Annotated in this window: 15 protein-coding genes; 11 read left to right on the top strand and 4 right to left on the bottom strand. The window is 61.4% G+C overall.

Annotated elements, in window-relative coordinates; translation table 11 throughout:
• Positions 1 to 73: 73 nt before the first annotated feature.
• Positions 74 to 1,549 (bottom strand): inorganic phosphate transporter, encoded by a 1,476-nt coding sequence (locus JMV15_RS02495; protein ID WP_003189291.1) that lies wholly within the window; start codon positions 1,547 to 1,549, stop codon positions 74 to 76.
• A 332-nt stretch (positions 1,550 to 1,881) separates the two neighbouring features.
• Positions 1,882 to 2,082 carry a hypothetical protein gene (locus tag JMV15_RS02500; RefSeq protein ID WP_003189295.1) on the bottom strand — a complete coding sequence of 67 codons (201 nt, stop codon included), beginning with the start codon at positions 2,080 to 2,082 and terminating at the stop codon, positions 1,882 to 1,884.
• A gap of 546 nt (positions 2,083 to 2,628) precedes the next feature.
• Here JMV15_RS02500 and pcaR point away from each other — a divergent pair.
• The 11 genes from pcaR to pcaC all read left to right on the top strand — a co-directional run bounded on the left by pcaR (position 2,629) and on the right by pcaC (position 13,405).
• Positions 2,629 to 3,471 carry a pca regulon transcriptional regulator PcaR gene (pcaR, locus tag JMV15_RS02505; protein WP_014717290.1) on the top strand — a complete coding sequence of 281 codons (843 nt, stop codon included), beginning with the start codon at positions 2,629 to 2,631 and terminating at the stop codon, positions 3,469 to 3,471.
• Positions 3,472 to 3,616: 145 nt separating this feature from the next.
• Positions 3,617 to 4,957 (top strand): MFS transporter, encoded by a 1,341-nt coding sequence (locus JMV15_RS02510; RefSeq protein ID WP_038449354.1) that lies wholly within the window; start codon positions 3,617 to 3,619, stop codon positions 4,955 to 4,957.
• 248 nt (positions 4,958 to 5,205) lie between these two features.
• Positions 5,206 to 6,063, top strand: coding sequence for a CoA transferase subunit A (locus JMV15_RS02515; protein ID WP_014717292.1), 858 nt, complete (start codon positions 5,206 to 5,208; stop codon positions 6,061 to 6,063).
• Positions 6,063 to 6,842 (top strand): CoA-transferase subunit beta, encoded by a 780-nt coding sequence (locus JMV15_RS02520; protein ID WP_003189301.1) that lies wholly within the window; start codon positions 6,063 to 6,065, stop codon positions 6,840 to 6,842. The genes JMV15_RS02515 and JMV15_RS02520 overlap by 1 nt, the downstream gene beginning before the upstream one ends.
• A complete protein-coding gene (gene pcaF / locus JMV15_RS02525; protein WP_172832689.1) occupies positions 6,839 to 8,041 on the top strand; it encodes a 3-oxoadipyl-CoA thiolase in 1,203 nt (400 codons plus the stop codon). The genes JMV15_RS02520 and pcaF overlap by 4 nt, the downstream gene beginning before the upstream one ends.
• 21 nt (positions 8,042 to 8,062) lie before the next feature.
• Positions 8,063 to 8,767, top strand: coding sequence for a protocatechuate 3,4-dioxygenase subunit beta (gene pcaH, locus JMV15_RS02530; protein WP_038449358.1), 705 nt, complete (start codon positions 8,063 to 8,065; stop codon positions 8,765 to 8,767).
• A 1-nt stretch (position 8,768) separates the two neighbouring features.
• Positions 8,769 to 9,335 (top strand): protocatechuate 3,4-dioxygenase subunit alpha, encoded by a 567-nt coding sequence (pcaG, locus tag JMV15_RS02535; RefSeq protein WP_014717295.1) that lies wholly within the window; start codon positions 8,769 to 8,771, stop codon positions 9,333 to 9,335.
• Between the two features lie 188 nt (positions 9,336 to 9,523).
• Complete coding sequence (locus JMV15_RS02540) at positions 9,524 to 10,819, top strand: MFS family transporter (protein WP_014717296.1); 1,296 nt, start codon at positions 9,524 to 9,526, stop codon at positions 10,817 to 10,819.
• 10 nt (positions 10,820 to 10,829) lie between these two features.
• The gene (locus JMV15_RS02545) at positions 10,830 to 12,194 is read left to right on the top strand and encodes a 3-carboxy-cis,cis-muconate cycloisomerase (protein ID WP_038449361.1); all 1,365 of its coding nucleotides are present in this window, start codon (positions 10,830 to 10,832) and stop codon (positions 12,192 to 12,194) included.
• Between the two features lie 10 nt (positions 12,195 to 12,204).
• Positions 12,205 to 12,996: a 3-oxoadipate enol-lactonase gene (gene pcaD, locus JMV15_RS02550; RefSeq protein ID WP_201491253.1), complete on the top strand. Its 792-nt coding sequence runs from the start codon at positions 12,205 to 12,207 to the stop codon at positions 12,994 to 12,996.
• Between the two features lie 10 nt (positions 12,997 to 13,006).
• Positions 13,007 to 13,405 (top strand): 4-carboxymuconolactone decarboxylase, encoded by a 399-nt coding sequence (gene pcaC, locus JMV15_RS02555; RefSeq protein ID WP_003189316.1) that lies wholly within the window; start codon positions 13,007 to 13,009, stop codon positions 13,403 to 13,405.
• A 128-nt stretch (positions 13,406 to 13,533) separates the two neighbouring features.
• Here the strand turns inward: pcaC and JMV15_RS02560 are convergent, their stop codons facing one another.
• Both JMV15_RS02560 and JMV15_RS02565 read right to left on the bottom strand, forming a co-directional pair.
• Entirely contained in the window at positions 13,534 to 14,433 is a 900-nt protein-coding gene (locus tag JMV15_RS02560; RefSeq protein ID WP_032903221.1) for a polysaccharide deacetylase family protein, read from the bottom strand.
• Between the two features lie 82 nt (positions 14,434 to 14,515).
• Complete coding sequence (locus JMV15_RS02565; RefSeq protein WP_019817827.1) at positions 14,516 to 15,766, bottom strand: OprD family porin; 1,251 nt, start codon at positions 15,764 to 15,766, stop codon at positions 14,516 to 14,518.
• Between the last annotated feature and the right edge of the window lie 56 nt (positions 15,767 to 15,822).

The raw sequence follows: 15,822 nt of genomic DNA on the forward strand, positions 1-15,822 counted from the left end.
GCGTGGGAACGAACGATCATAAAAAAAGGTGCGACCCTCGCGGATCGCACCTTTTTTTATTGCCGGCTGGCTATCAGTTGCCCAAAGCCTTGGACGCCAACCAGAACAACCCGGCCGAGAGGCCTACGGTCGCTGGCAAGGTCAATACCCAGGCCATCAGGATGGTCTTGACGGTGCCACCTTGCAGGCCGCTTTTGTTGGCAACCATGGTGCCTGCCACGCCAGAAGACAGGACGTGGGTGGTGGACACTGGCAGGGCGAAGATGTTGGCGAAGCCGATCATGGTGGCCGTGGTGATTTGCGCCGACATGCCCTGGGCATAGGTCATGCCTTGCTTGCCGATCTTTTCACCGATGGTCAGCACCACGCGCTTCCAGCCCACCATGGTGCCCAGGCCCAGGGCCAGTGCGACCGCGAGGATCACCCAGAACGGGGCGTACTCGGTGGTGGCGGTCAGGTCTTTGCGCAGCTTGTCGAGGTCGGACTTCTCACGGGAGTCCAGGCCTGGCAGCTTGCCGACCTTTTTCGCGGTGTCATCCAGGCAAAGCAGGTAGCGACGTACCTCGATGCGGTGGTCGGCCGTCAGCGAGTGGTAGTCCGAGACGCCCTTGAGGGTGCCCAGCAGCGCGTTGATCGTCGGTTCGGTCTGCTGCGGGTTGCAGCGGAACTTGCCCGGCAGGTCATCCTTCACGCTTTTGCCCAGGGCCAGGAATTCACCGAGGGTCTCGTGGTTGCGCTGGTAGAACTGGTTCAGGTGCAGGGTGGCGTCGCGGGTACGTTCGATCTGGTAAGTGGTGCTGCCCAGGTCCAATACGAACTGCGCCGGCACGATACCGATGAGCACCAGCATGATCAAGCCGATGCCCTTCTGGCCATCGTTGGAGCCGTGCACGAAGCTCACCGCCATGGCCGAAATCACCAGGACGAGGCGGTTCCAGAATGGCGGGTGCTTTTTGTCGTCAAGCTTGCGGCGCTGGTCCGGGGTCTTGTGCATCTTCGACAGCGGACGCCACCACTTCAGACCGATCAGTACCAGAGCGGCGACCAGAAAGCCCGCCATCGGCGAGAATACCAGGGACGCGCCGATATCCACGGCCTTCTGCCAGTTCACACCGTCAGCCAGGGGGATGTCGTTGATCAACGCGTTGGCCAGGCCGACACCAAGGATCGAGCCGATCAGGGTGTGGGAGCTGGAGGCGGGGATACCGAAGTACCAGGTGCCCAGGTTCCAGGTGATCGCTGCTGCCAACAATGAGAAGACCATTGCCAAGCCATGGCCGGTGTTCACATTGATCAGCAACTCCACCGGCAGCAAGTGCACGATGGCGTAGGCGACACCGACACCACCGAGCAATACGCCGAGGAAATTGAACACCCCGGAGAAGAACACGGCCAGGTGTGGCGGCATGGCTTTGGTATAGATGACTGTGGCCACCGCGTTAGCGGTGTCATGAAAGCCATTGATGAACTCGAAGGCGAGGACAAAGGCCAGGGCGAGCAACAGGCTCACTAGAACCCAAGCATCCAGTCCGCTGAATAAATCGATCATGAAGGTTTTCTGACCCGGTCGTAAGGGGGCGCGATTATGCCAGAAAACATCAGTAATCGATGCATTAGCTGCTCATCGGTAACAATCTTCCTGGAAAAAAACGCGGCAGGACGCACGCATCCCAGGGTTTTCGGGGCTTTGGCAAGTCTTTGATTTATAAAGCGCAGGCCGCAGAAGGCGGGCTTTAGTCATGAAAATGCCATACCTGAAACATTTGTATGAAATTTCGTAGGTGGCTGTAGGTTACTGACCAGTGGACGCTAAAGCGGGTGCCCTCTGCCAGTACTTCACCGGCAGAGACAGCACGACCCTTAAGGCTCGAACCGAAGCGCTTATGGCTCCTCGGTCTTGAGCTCCTGCTCGATCTTTTGGATTTCCTGGGCAAATGCCTGGTCTAGCAGGCTGGCGCGTTTACGCCATGGCTTGCGTTCCGGCTCGGGTTGCGCGGCGTAGGTGGTGACTTCCCCGCCGTAGACATCCTTGTAACGTTGCTCCTGGCGCTCAAGTTCCGCGCGCAGTTCATCTTTCGTCACAGTATTACCTAATTGAGTTGAGTTGAGTTTATTGATTGCGCAGCGTCATGCCTGAAAGTCGTGCTCGGGCGATTCCAAATGGAACAATAAAACGTTCAAATGGGTAAATAGGCCTGAGGGCAGTTCTTTTAAGCGAGTACTTGTGTCCGGCCCTGCATACAACCCGCAACGCCCGGTGAGCTCCACTCCCGATACATACCGGGCTGACCTCTGCACAGGTTGCATTATAGCGGCGCATTTGAATAACACTATCATCATGAAGTTAAAAAGCGTCAACGATGTGTCAGAGGTTTGTTACATGCTGGCGTGGGTATTTGTGAACACCGTCATCATCCTGGCAGGGTAAATGCCCCTGCTTTATAGATGCATCAGGCAAATCTGAAACCATGGCCGCGAGGTGTGCGCCAGCGCCGGCCAAATTGCGATAATCGCATGGTCGTTCGATAATCGCCCAATGTTGCCGACGCTGACTTGTGCAGGGCAACCGGCACGGCTTGTAATAGCCGCCAACCCTCCCGTGGTGATAACAAGAGAAGGCCCCTTGAAATGAACGATCAATTGCGCAACTCCTTTGCATCAGTGGCGCCGCCGATCGTGGCTTCACCGGCCAAGCGCATCCAGGCATTCACCGGTGATCCGGATTTCATGACGTCCCTGGCCCGTGGCCTGGCCGTGGTGCAGGCATTCCAGGAGCGTAAGCGTCACCTGACCATCGCTCAGATCAGCCATCGCACGGAAATTCCCCGCGCCGCCGTGCGCCGTTGCCTGCACACCTTGATCAAGCTCGGCTACGCCACCACGGATGGGCGCACCTACTCGCTGTTGCCCAAGGTACTGACCCTCGGTCATGCCTATCTGTCGTCCACACCGCTGGCTGTTTCGGCCCAGCCTTACCTGGACCGCATGAGCGAGCAACTGCATGAAGCCTGCAACATGGCCACCCTGGAAGGCGATGACATTCTTTATATCGCCCGTTCCGCCACCACCCAGCGTCTGATCTCGGTTGACCTGTCGGTGGGTGGGCGCTTGCCTGCATATTGCACGTCCATGGGCCGCATTCTGCTGGCCGCCCTCGACGACGCTTCGCTGCAGGATTATCTCGACCATGCCGACCTGCAAACCAAGACCAGCCGCACCCTGACCACGCCGCAAGCGTTATTGGAATGCCTGCAACAGGTGCGTCAGCAGGGCTGGTGCATTGTCGACCAGGAACTGGAGCAGGGCCTGCGTTCCATCGCGGTGCCGGTGTATGACGCGTCCGGCCAGGTGTTGGCCGCGCTTAATGTCAGCACCCATGCCGGGCGGGTCAGCCGCAGCGAGTTGGAGCAGCGCTTTTTGCCGAGCATGCTCAGCGCCAGCCGTGAGCTGAGTGCGCAGCTGTTTGCCTAAGCTGTTCGGTGACCGCACAGATCCCGGCTGGCTCGATTGACGGTGTTTCCCTTGGCTTATTAATGTGCGGCAGCGCTCTGAGGAGCTGCCCAATAAGAATGATGACCCCAGGTCGTCAGCCCGCCATCGGTGTGGAATAAAAATAATGAATCAGCCTTCTGTCGGTACCACCCTGGACGTACAGTCCTTTATCAACAGCCAGCCACTCTCGCGGTATCAGTGGCGCGTGGTGATCCTGTGTTTCCTGATTGTCTTTCTCGACGGCCTCGACACCGCCGCGATGGGCTTTATCGCGCCCGCGCTGTCCCAGGACTGGGGCATCGACCGCGCCAGCCTCGGCCCGGTGATGAGCGCCGCGTTGATCGGCATGGTGTTTGGCGCACTCGGTTCCGGCCCCCTGGCCGACCGCTTTGGCCGCAAAGTCGTGCTGGTCGGCGCGGTGTTGGTGTTTGGTGCGTTCAGCCTGGCGTCGGCCTACAGCACCACTGTCGACCAGTTGCTGGTGCTGCGCTTTCTCACCGGCCTGGGCCTGGGCGCCGGCATGCCGAATGCCACCACCTTGTTGTCTGAATACACCCCCGAGCGGCATAAATCCTTGTTGGTGACCAGCATGTTCTGTGGCTTCAACCTCGGCATGGCCGGTGGTGGGTTTATTTCGGCCAAGTTGATCCCGGCCTTCGGCTGGCACAGCCTGTTGCTGATCGGCGGCATCCTGCCGTTGATCCTGGCTGGGGTGCTGCTGGTATGGCTACCGGAATCGGCGCGTTACCTGGTGGTGCGCAATCGCGGCACCGACAAGGTGCGCAAGACCCTGGCCCCTATCGAGCCAAACATCGTTGCCCAGGCCTCTCACTTCAGCGTACCGGAGCAAAAAACCGTCAAGGCCCGCAATGTGTTCGCGGTGATCTTCTCGGGCACCTACAGCGCTGGCACCTTGCTGTTGTGGCTCACGTACTTCATGGGCCTGGTGATCGTTTACCTGCTGACCAGTTGGCTCCCCACCTTGATGCGTGACAGTGGCGCGAGCATGGAGCAAGCCGCGTTCATCGGCGCGCTGTTCCAGTTTGGTGGGGTATTGAGCGCGGTGGGCGTGGGCTGGGCGATGGACCGGTTCAACCCGCACAAAGTGATCGGCATGTTCTATCTGCTGGCCGGGGTGTTTGCCTACGCGGTGGGGCAGAGCCTGGGCAACATCACGTTGTTGGCCACCCTGGTGCTGGTCGCCGGGATGTGCGTCAACGGTGCGCAATCGGCGATGCCGTCGCTGGCGGCGCGTTTCTACCCCACCCAAGGCCGTGCCACCGGTGTGTCGTGGATGCTCGGCATCGGCCGCTTCGGCGCGATCCTGGGGGCGTGGATGGGCGCAACCTTGCTGGGCCTGGGCTGGAACTTCGAGCAGGTGCTCACCGCATTGGTGATACCGGCGGCCTTGGCCACGGCAGCGGTAATGATTAAGGGCATGGTCAGCCATGCCGATGCGACCTGAAACCGATCACTACCCCTGTGGGAGCTGGCTTGCCTGCGATAGCGGTGCTGAATCCACTCGCGCCATCGCAGGCAAGCCAGCTCCCACATTGACCCTGTTCCTTGCGATGGTTAGTTAAGCAACAATCGGTTCGATAATCGAACGCTCAGTCGATTATCGGATTGTTTGGCCTATTTCCCCGGCTTAATCTTCTAGCACTTCGGCGCCACCTCAGCGCCTTTTTCGATCAACACCGGGAGCCCAACCCCATGGCTGAAATCCTCACCCTGCGTGATGCGGTCAAGCGCTTCGTGAACGACGGCGATACCGTCGCCCTCGAAGGCTTCACCCACCTGATCCCTACGGCCGCAGGCCATGAAATCATTCGTCAGGGCAAGAAAGACCTGACGCTGGTGCGCATGACGCCTGACCTGATCTACGACCAGTTGATCGGTGCCGGCTGTGCGCGCAAGTTGATTTTCTCCTGGGGCGGCAACCCGGGCGTGGGTTCCCTGCATCGGCTGCGCGACGCGGTAGAGAAACAATGGCCGCAAGCGCTGGAGATCGAAGAGCACAGCCACGCCGACCTGGCCAATGCCTACGTCGCCGGTGCCTCCGGCCTGCCGTTCGCGGTGTTGCGGGCCTATGCCGGTTCCGACTTGCCCAAGGTCAACCCGCTGATCAAGACCGTCACCTGCCCCTTCACCGGCGAAGTGCTGGCGGCGGTGCCATCGGTGCGTCCGGACATCACCGTGATTCACGCGCAGAAAGCCGATCGCAAAGGCAACGTGCTGCTCTGGGGCATTCTGGGGGTGCAAAAGGAAGCGGCGCTGGCGGCCAAGCGCTGCATCGTCACCGTCGAGGAAATCGTCGACGACCTGAATGCGCCGATGAACAGCTGCGTGCTGCCGACCTGGGCGCTGACGGCGGTGTGTCACGTACCCGGTGGTGCCCATCCTTCCTACGCGCACGGCTACAACGAGCGGGATAACCGCTTCTACCAGGCGTGGGACCCGATTGCCCGCGACCGCGGGACCTTTACCGCCTGGATCGACGAATACATCCACGGCACTGCCGACTTCAGTGAATTCCAGGCCAAGCTGGCCGCCGCGCAGGAGGCTAAGTAATGGCTTATTCCACCAATGAAATGATGACCGTCGCCGCCGCACGCCGCCTCAAGAACGGCTCGGTGTGCTTCGTCGGCATCGGCCTGCCATCCAAGGCGGCCAACCTGGCGCGCCTGACGTCCTCGCCGGATGTGGTGCTGATCTACGAGTCCGGCCCGATTGGGGCCAAGCCCAGCGTGTTGCCGCTGTCCATCGGCGATGGCGAGCTGGCGGAGACCGCCGACACCGTGGTGCCCACCGGTGAGATCTTTCGCTACTGGCTGCAGGGCGGGCGCATTGATGTCGGTTTTCTCGGCGCGGCCCAGGTCGACCGTTTCGGCAATATCAACACCACCGTGGTCGGTGATTATCACCAGCCCAAAGTGCGTTTGCCGGGTGCCGGTGGCGCGCCGGAAATCGCCGGTTCGGCCAAGAGCGTGTTGATCATCCTTAAGCAATCGTCCCGTTCGTTTGTGGACAAACTGGACTTCATCACCTCCGTCGGTCACGGCGAAGGTGGCGACTCACGCAAGCGTCTGGGCCTGCCCGGCGCCGGCCCGGTGGGCATCATTACCGACCTGTGCATCATGGAGCCGGAGGAGGGCAGCCATGAGTTCGTGGTCACTGCACTGCATCCCGGCGTGACCCGCGAGCAAGTGGTCGCCGCCACCGGCTGGGCGATTCGCTTTGCCGACCAGGTGAGCACCACCGCTGAACCCACCGAGACCGAACTGACCGCCCTGCGTGACCTCGAAGCACGCACCGCCGCCGCCCATGGCCAAGCACCGGGAGAAGCCTGATGCGCGAGGTTTATATCTGTGATGCCATTCGCACGCCCATCGGCCGTTTCGGTGGTGGCCTGTCCACGGTGCGCGCCGATGACCTGGCGGCGCTGCCGATCAAGGCGTTGATCGAGCGTAACCCGTCGGTGGACTGGAGCGCCGTAGACGAAGTCTTCCTCGGCTGCGCCAACCAGGCCGGTGAAGATAACCGCAACGTGGCACGCATGGCGTTGCTGCTGGCGGGGCTGCCGGAAAGTATTCCCGGCGTGACGCTTAACCGCCTCTGTGCCTCGGGCATGGATGCCATCGGCACCGCCTTTCGTGCGATTGCCTGCGGTGAAATGGAGTTGGCGATTGCCGGTGGCGTCGAATCGATGTCCCGTGCTCCGTTTGTGATGGGCAAGGCCGACGCGGCGTTCTCGCGCAACATGAAGTTGGAAGACACCACCATTGGCTGGCGCTTTATCAACCCGCTGATGAAGGCCCAGTACGGTGTGGATGCCATGCCGCAGACCGCCGATAACGTGGCCGATGACTATCAGGTTTCCCGCGCCGACCAGGACGCTTTCGCCCTGCGCAGCCAGCAACGCACCGCCGCTGCCCAGGCCGCCGGGTTCTTTGCCGAGGAAATCGTTCCGGTGCGGGTCGCCCATAAAAAAGGCGAAACCCTGGTGGAACACGATGAACACCCACGGGACACCACGTTGGAAGCCCTGGCCAAGCTCAAGCCGGTCAACGGCGCGGACAAGACCGTCACTGCCGGCAATGCCTCGGGCGTCAACGACGGCGCCGCCGCGCTGATCCTCGCCAGCGCCGAGGCCGTCAAGCAACACGGCCTCACCGCCCGCGCCCGTGTGCTGGGCATGGCCAGTGCCGGAGTCGCCCCGCGGGTGATGGGCATCGGCCCGGTGCCGGCGGTGCGCAAACTGGTGGAGCGCCTGGGGTTGGCGGTCACCGACTTTGATGTGATCGAACTCAACGAAGCCTTCGCCAGCCAAGGCCTGGCGGTGCTGCGCGAGCTGGGTATCGCTGACGATGCGCCCCAGGTCAACCCCAACGGCGGCGCCATTGCCCTCGGTCACCCCTTGGGGATGAGTGGTGCGCGGTTGGTGATGACGGCCCTGCACCAATTGGAAAAAACCGGCGGCCGCAAAGGCCTGGCGACCATGTGCGTGGGCGTCGGCCAAGGCCTGGCCCTGGCGATTGAACGCGTCTGATAACTAAAAGAGGATTGCTCCATGAGTGACAAGCCCGGTTACCGGCGCCCGCAAGCGGGCACTCAACCTGATTACCTGCACCCGGCCTACCAGTCGACGAATCTGCGTTCGCCTTCACAGCCTTTGGTGTTCCTGCCCCATTCCTTGTCGGAAATCACTGGCCCGACCATGGGCGCCGAACGTATCAATGAGAAGGACAACGACCTGACAGCCCAGCATGAGGGCGAGCCGCAAGGCGAGCGCATCATCATTCATGGCCGTGTGCTGGACGAAAACGGCCTGCCAGTGCCGGGCATCCTTGTGGAGATCTGGCAGGCCAATGCCGCCGGCCGCTACAACCACAAGCGCGACCTGCACGATGCACCCCTGGACCCGAATTTCACCGGCACCGGGCGCACCGTCACCGACGCCGACGGCTGGTACCAGTTCCAAACCATCAAGCCCGGCGCCTACCCGTGGGGCAACCACCACAACGCCTGGCGCCCGGCGCATATCCACTTTTCGCTGTTCGGCCCCAGCGTGCTGACGCGTTTGGTGACGCAAATGTATTTCCCGGGTGACCCGTTGCTGGAATACGACCCGATCTACAACTGCGTGCCGGATACCAGTGCCAAGCAACGCTTGATCGCTCGCTTCGACCTGGAAAAAACCATTCCTTCCTATGCCCTCGGCTACCGCTGGGACATCGTCCTGCGCGGCCGCGACGCCACGCCGATGGAGAAATGAGATGACACTCAACGCGACCACGTCCCACACCGTCGGGCCGTATTACCACATTGGCCTGACCTGGCTGAACCGTGAAGATCTGACCGTCACCGCTACCCTCGGCGAACGCGTGGCAATCAGCGGCCAAGTGGTGGACGGCAACGGTGATGTCGTCAACGATGCCATGCTGGAAGTCTGGCAGGCCAATGCCGCCGGCAAATATGCTCACCCCGAAGACGAGCAGGACAAAGCGCTCGACCCGAACTTCGAAGGCTTTGGCCGCGTGCCGGTGGATGCCGAAGGGCGTTTCCGCTTTACCACCGTCAAGCCGGGCAGTGTGCCGGGGCTGAAGGGCACCACCCAGGCGCCGCATTTGGTGGTGCTGGTGTTTGCCCGTGGGTTGGTGAAGCACTTGCTGACGCGGATTTATTTTGACGGTGAGGCCTTGAACGGCGATGACCCGTTGCTGGCGTGTGTGCCGGCAGAACGTCGGGGCACCTTGATTGCCCAGGCGGATGCGGCAGGGGTTTATCAGTGGAATGTGATTTTGCAGGGCACAGATAAGGAAACGGTGTTCTTCGACTATTGAGTTGGCTGTAGGGCCCCATCGCAGGCAAGCCAGCTCCCACCTTGAATGTGTTCACAACACAAAATGTGGGAGCCGGGCTTGCCCGCGATGAGGCCCTCTCAGGCTCCACCTATCCAAAAGTCTGCTTGCGGAACAGGGTTGTTGCAAAGTATGTCTAGGCTATAACCGTTCCCACTGAGTAAAAAAACATGACAACAAAAACCAGCCACTACACCGGAGAAGAACGCAGCAAAAGAATCTTTGCGATTGTCGGTGCGTCCTCCGGCAACCTGGTCGAATGGTTCGACTTCTACGTCTATGCCTTCTGCGCGATTTATTTTGCTCCGGCGTTTTTCCCCTCGGACGACCCCACGGTGCAGTTGCTCAACACCGCCGGGGTGTTTGCCGCCGGGTTCCTGATGCGACCGATCGGTGGCTGGTTGTTTGGCCGGGTGGCCGACAAGCACGGGCGCAAGAACTCGATGATGATCTCGGTGCTGATGATGTGCGGCGGCTCCCTGGTCATCGCCTTTCTGCCGACCTACAACGCCATCGGTGCCTGGGCGCCAGCGTTGCTGTTGGTGGCGCGGCTGTTCCAGGGCTTGTCGGTGGGCGGCGAATACGGCACCACGGCCACTTACATGAGTGAAGTCGCGCTCAAGGGCCAGCGTGGCTTCTTTGCTTCGTTCCAGTACGTGACCCTGATCGGCGGCCAGTTGCTGGCGGTGCTGGTGGTGGTGATCCTGCAACAGATCCTCACCGAAGAAGAACTGCGCGCCTGGGGCTGGCGCATCCCGTTTGTGATCGGCGCTATAGCCGCCGTGATCTCCCTGCTGCTGCGTCGCACCCTGAAAGAAACCACCAGCAAGGAAATGCGTGAAGACAAGGACGCCGGCAGTATCGTCGCGCTGTTTCGCGACCACGGCAAAGCCTTCATTACGGTGCTGGGCTACACCGCCGGCGGCTCGCTGATTTTCTATACCTTCACCACCTACATGCAGAAGTACCTGGTGAATACCGTGGGCATGCACGCCAAGACGTCGAGCTACATCATGACCGGCGCGCTGTTTCTGTACATGTGCATGCAGCCGTTGTTCGGCATGTTGGCCGACAAGATTGGCCGGCGTAATTCCATGCTCTGGTTTGCCGGCCTTGGCACGCTGTTTACCGTGCCGATCCTGCTGACCTTGAAAACCGTGACCAGCCCGTTTTTGGCGTTTGTGCTGATCACCCTGGCCTTGGCGATTGTCAGCTTCTACACCTCCATCAGCGGCCTGGTCAAAGCGGAGATGTTCCCGCCCCAGGTGCGTGCATTGGGCGTGGGCCTGGCGTATGCGGTGGCTAACGCGGTGTTTGGCGGTTCGGCAGAAGTGGTTGCGCTGAGCCTCAAATCCATCGGCATGGAAAACACCTTTTATTGGTACGTCACCGCGATGATGGCGGTGGCCTTCCTGTTCAGCTTGCGCCTGCCGAAACAGGCGGCGTACCTGCATCACGATCTGTAAGGGATGAGTTATGACGCTGCGCACGAGCAATCAACTGTTCGACGCTTATTTCACCGCTGACAGCATGGCCGAAGTGTTCTGTGACCAGGGGCGTTTGCAGGGCATGCTGGATTTCGAGGCCGCACTGGCCCGGGCGCAGGCCCGGGTCGGGTTGATTCCTCAGGCCGCTGTCGCACCGATTGCCCAGGCGTGCCTGGCGTCGCTGTATGACGTGGACGCCCTTGGCAGCGCGATTGCCATGGCGGGCAACTCTGCGATTCCATTGGTGAAGGCGTTGGGCAAGTTGATCGCCAGTGAGGACGCCGACGCCGAGCGTTATGTACACCTGGGCGCAACCAGCCAGGATGTGATGGACACCGGCCTGGTGCTGCAACTGCGCCGTGGGGTGGAATTGATCGAAGCCGACCTGGCTCGCCTGGGGGAGGTGTTGGCCGCCCAGGCCCAGCGTTATGCCACCGTGCCGTTGGCCGGGCGCACCTGGTTGCAGCACGCGACGCCGGTCACCCTGGGAATGAAAATCGCCGGTTGGCTGGGCGCGGTGACGCGCAGTCGCCAGCGCCTGGCTGAATTGAAACCGCGCCTGCTGGTGCTGCAATTTGGCGGCGCCTCGGGCACCTTGGCAGCGCTGGGCGAACACGCCATGCCCGTGGCCGAAGCCGTGGCCGCCGAGTTGCAACTGGGCTTACCGGAACAACCCTGGCACACCCAGCGTGACCGCCTGGTGGAGTTTGCCAGCCTGCTTGGCCTGATCGCCGGTAGCCTCGGCAAGTTGGGCCGCGATATCAGCCTGTTGATGCAGACCGAAGCGGCCGAGGTGTTCGAGCCTTCGGCGCCGGGCAAGGGCGGTTCGTCCACCATGCCGCACAAGCGTAACCCGGTGGGCGCCGCAGTGCTGATCAGCGCGGCCACCCGCGTACCGGGCCTGGTGGCAACGATGTTCAGCGCCATGCCTCAAGAGCACGAACGCAGCCTGGGCTTGTGGCACGCCGAATGGGAAACCTTGCCAGAGATTTGCCGCTTGGTGTCCGGTGCCTTGCACCAGGCAATTCTGGTCAGTGAAGGGCTGGAGGTGAATGCCGAACGTATGGCACACAACCTCGACCTGACTCAGGGCCTGGTACTGGCCGAAGCGGTGAGTATCGTGCTCGCCCAACGCTTGGGCCGCGACACTGCGCACCATCTGCTGGAGCAGTGCTGCAAACGTGCGGTCGCCGAGCAGCGCCATTTGCGCGCGGTACTGGCGGATGAGCCGCACGTCACCGCCGAGCTGTCGGCGGCTGAATTGGACCGCCTGCTCGACCCGGCCCATTACCTGGGCCAGGCGTCTACCTGGGTCACGCGTGCGGTGACCGAACATTTTGCTTTGACTGCCTGAGGAGACCGCTGTGGCTTTTGTACAACTCGCCGAGGGCGAACTGCATTACCAACTCGAGGGGCCCGCCGACGCACCGGTACTGGTGCTGTCCAATTCCCTGGGTACCGACCTGCATATGTGGGATATCCAGATTCCGGCCTTTACCGAGCATTTTCGTGTGCTGCGTTTCGACACCCGTGGCCACGGCCAATCCCTGGTGACCGAGGGGCCTTACAGCATCGAGCAACTGGGGGCAGACGTGCTCGCACTGCTGGATGCGCTGGATATCCAGAAGGCGCATTTTTGCGGATTGTCCATGGGCGGCTTGATCGGCCAATGGCTGGGCATTCATGCCGGCGAGCGCCTGCAACGCCTGGTGGTGTGTAATACCGCGGCCAAGATCGGCACGCCCGAGGTGTGGAACCCGCGTATCGAAATGGTCCTGCGTGATGGCGCCGCCGCGATGGTGGCGCTGCGCGATGCGTCCATTGCGCGCTGGTTCACCGCAGATTTCGCCGCTGCCAACCCGCACCAGGCCAAGCAGATCACCGATATGCTCGCGGCCACTTCGCCCGAGGGGTATGCCGCCAACTGCGGCGCCGTGCGCGATGCGGATTTTCGTGAGCAATTGTCCTCGATCAAGGTGCCGACCCTGGTGATTGCCGGCACCGAAGACGCGGTGACGCCGCCAGCTGGCGGCCGTTTTATCCAGAGCCATGTGCAGGGCGCCGAGTACGCCGAGTTCTATGCAGCGCACCTGTCCAACGTTCAGGCCGGTGCTGCGTTCAGCGACCGGGTGATCGAATTTCTGCTGGCCCGCTGAGGAGCTATTTGTGGACGAGAAACAACGTTACGCCGAGGGCCTGCAGGTGCGCCGCGAAGTACTGGGCGATGCCCATGTCGACCGCAGCCTCAATGCCCTGACCGAGTTCAACAGCGAGTTCCAGGAAATGATCACCCGCCACGCCTGGGGTGACATCTGGACCCGTCCCGGCCTGCCTCGGCATACCCGCAGCCTGATCACCATCGCGATGCTGATCGGCATGAACCGCAGTGAAGAACTGAAGCTGCACCTGCGTGCCGCCGCCAGCAACGGCGTAACCCGCGCCGAGATCAAGGAAGTGCTGATGCAGAGTGCGATCTACTGCGGGATTCCGGCAGCGAATGCGACGTTTCATTTGGCTGAGTCAGTGTGGGATGAGTTGGGTGTGGAGTCCCGCCAACAAGACTGAATGTGAAAGGCGATCACCTGTGGGAGCTGGCTTGCCTGCGATTGCAGCGACGAGGTCTGACTGGGGACCGTGTTGTCTGCATCGCAGGCAAGCCAGCTCCCACAGCGGATCGTCACAGGTTTAAGGTATTAGTGGGAATCAGCATCCCACAGCCAATTCCACACCCCAGGCAGATGCACCGGCTCGTTCACAGCCTTGACCGTACGGGCCAGCGCTGCGCGTTCCAGCGCGGCGTGGTCGGTATAGAACGGCTCGGCTGCGGTCTTCAAACCGTTGACCCGTGCGCTGTCCATCAGAATCTGCAAGTACTCCTGCATATGCCGCGCGGTGTAGCGGTTGATGTCATGGAAGGTCACCACTACCGGGATCACACCCTCCACTGTCGGTAGTTCACCCAAGGCGATGCGTTCGCGTACCACCGACAGTTGCCGATACAGGTTGGCGCGCCGACGCGGGCTGGCGTTGAAGCCCCAGATCTTGCCGTCATTGGCACTCAAATCCGTCAACAGTACCTGCATGCCGTGGCGTTGGTAGGCGGCGAAGGTGCGCTTGTCGTAGTTCCAGAAGGGGGGGCGTACCAGCACGGGGGGCGCGCCCGTGATGGCGGCAATGTCTGCGGCGCCTTCGGTAAGGGTGTGTTCCAGGGTGGCGTCGTTCAGCCAGCGATGATTGGTGTGAAACGCGGTGGCCGTGTGGAAGGCCAGGATATGGCCAGCGGCGAATTCTCGTTCCATGGTCTTGCGGCCTCGGGAACTGCCGCCTGCGCGAGCGGCTTCGGTCTGCAGGAAGAACACCGCCTTGATCCCCGGCAGCACCGGGTTGTTGGCCAGGTCCGCCACTACCGAACGGCTCGGATTGTTGTAGCCCGAGGCGCTTGGGCCATCGTCGAAGGTCAGCAAAAAGCGGATCGGCGCCTGGGCCAGCAGGCGTTGTTCGGTCTGTGGTGTCAGGGCGATGGGTGCGCTGATACAGCCCCCCAGGCTCAAGACCAGGGCAAACAAAGCGATTGCTGTAGCGAAGGATTTCATGCCGTGCAGGGCCCGAGTAAAGGCCGCTGCTGGGGGGATCAGCAGCGGCAGGCGCGCACCATACAGTAAGTGCTATGCCGGTTTACAGCAGACTGATCGGATAGCTGACGATCAACCGGTTCTCATCGAACTCGTTGTTGCTGTAGTCCCTGCGCATGCTCGAATTGCGCCAGCGCACGTTGAGGTTTTTCAGCGTGCCGCTTTGCACCGTATAGCCTACTTCGGTCTCGCGGCCCCACTCCTTGCCGTCGGTGATGGTGCCGGTGTGCACGTTGCTGCCGCTGATATAGCGGTTCATCAGGGTCAGGCCTGGTACACCGAGGGCGGCGAAGTTGTAGTCGTGGCGAACCTGCCAGGATTTTTCCTGTGCGTTGTCATAGCTGGAGTTGTAGCTGTCGTTGGCCAGGGTGCCGCCGCTGGTGCCGTTGACGCGCATCCAGGCACTGTCGCCGGTGAGTTTTTGCAGGCCGACGTAGAAGGTGTTGCCACCGTACCTGGCCGAGAACAAACCGGACCAGGTTTTGTTGTCCAGGTCGCCGGCGCGGGCGCTGCCGTCGTCCTTACCGTAAAAGAAGCCCAGGTTGGCGCCCAGGGTCCAGTCGCCCACAGGCTGGCTGTGGATCAGATTGACGAACTGCTGGCTGTAGATGTCCTTGAGCTGGGCATTCCACACGCCGACTTGGGTGCGTTTGTCGTTGAACGCGTATTCGGCGCCCTGGAAGTTGAAACGGTCGGAGGTGAAGGCGGTTTTGCCGAACATCGACATGTCGCTCATGCTGCCGTCGTCCCGCGGGCTATTGGCGCGGAATTGGCCGCCATAGAGGGTCAGGCCGTCGATTTCCTTCGAGGTGATCTGCCCGCCACGCAGGGTCTGTGGCAGGGAGCGGCCATCGTCGGAACGCAGGATCGGCAGCACCGGCATCCATTCGCCCACCTTCAGCTCGGTCTTGGAAAAGCGCGCCTTGAATGCCACGCCCAGCCGGCCAAACTCATCGGCTGGCCGGCCGTCATGGTCCAGCGGCAGCAACTGCGTGCCGCCTGTGCCACGCCCGCCATCGAGCTTGAGCGAGTACAAGCCCAGCACATCCACACCAAAACCGACTGTGCCTTGGGTGAACCCGGACTTGGCGTCGAGAATGAAACTTTGCGTCCACTCCTGCGCGCCACCCTGAGCCTTGGTCGGGTTGGTGTAGTTGCGGTTGAAGAAGAAATTACGCAGGTTGAGGTTGGCGCTGGCGTCTTCGAGAAAGCCGTGATCCTGGGCGAGAACGGGCAGGGCAGAACTGGCGACAGCAGCCGCCAGCAACAGCTGGCGCGGTTGGAAAGTGCTCATGGTGTGAACCTGTTGTTATTGGGTTTATGCAGGTGGCGGCCATGGTGCGCGGCGGT

Origin of the sequence: Pseudomonas paracarnis (assembly GCF_904063055.1) — a bacterium.
Lineage (GTDB): Bacteria > Pseudomonadota > Gammaproteobacteria > Pseudomonadales > Pseudomonadaceae > Aquipseudomonas > Aquipseudomonas paracarnis.

Excerpts from the sequence above, each read along its gene's own strand:
- JMV15_RS02540 (WP_014717296.1), top strand. The coding sequence starts at position 9,524 with ATGACAACAAAAACCAGCCACTACACCGGAGAAGAACGCAGCAAAAGA.
- JMV15_RS02510 (WP_038449354.1), top strand. The coding sequence starts at position 3,617 with ATGAATCAGCCTTCTGTCGGTACCACCCTGGACGTACAGTCCTTTATC.
- pcaH (WP_038449358.1), top strand. The coding sequence starts at position 8,063 with ATGAGTGACAAGCCCGGTTACCGGCGCCCGCAAGCGGGCACTCAACCT.
- JMV15_RS02515 (WP_014717292.1), top strand. The coding sequence starts at position 5,206 with ATGGCTGAAATCCTCACCCTGCGTGATGCGGTCAAGCGCTTCGTGAAC.
- JMV15_RS02560 (WP_032903221.1), bottom strand. The coding sequence starts at position 14,433 with ATGAAATCCTTCGCTACAGCAATCGCTTTGTTTGCCCTGGTCTTGAGC.
- JMV15_RS02565 (WP_019817827.1), bottom strand. The coding sequence starts at position 15,766 with ATGAGCACTTTCCAACCGCGCCAGCTGTTGCTGGCGGCTGCTGTCGCC.
- JMV15_RS02520 (WP_003189301.1), top strand. The coding sequence starts at position 6,063 with ATGGCTTATTCCACCAATGAAATGATGACCGTCGCCGCCGCACGCCGC.
- pcaG (WP_014717295.1), top strand. The coding sequence starts at position 8,769 with ATGACACTCAACGCGACCACGTCCCACACCGTCGGGCCGTATTACCAC.
- JMV15_RS02545 (WP_038449361.1), top strand. The coding sequence starts at position 10,830 with ATGACGCTGCGCACGAGCAATCAACTGTTCGACGCTTATTTCACCGCT.
- pcaR (WP_014717290.1), top strand. The coding sequence starts at position 2,629 with ATGAACGATCAATTGCGCAACTCCTTTGCATCAGTGGCGCCGCCGATC.
- JMV15_RS02495 (WP_003189291.1), bottom strand. The coding sequence starts at position 1,549 with ATGATCGATTTATTCAGCGGACTGGATGCTTGGGTTCTAGTGAGCCTG.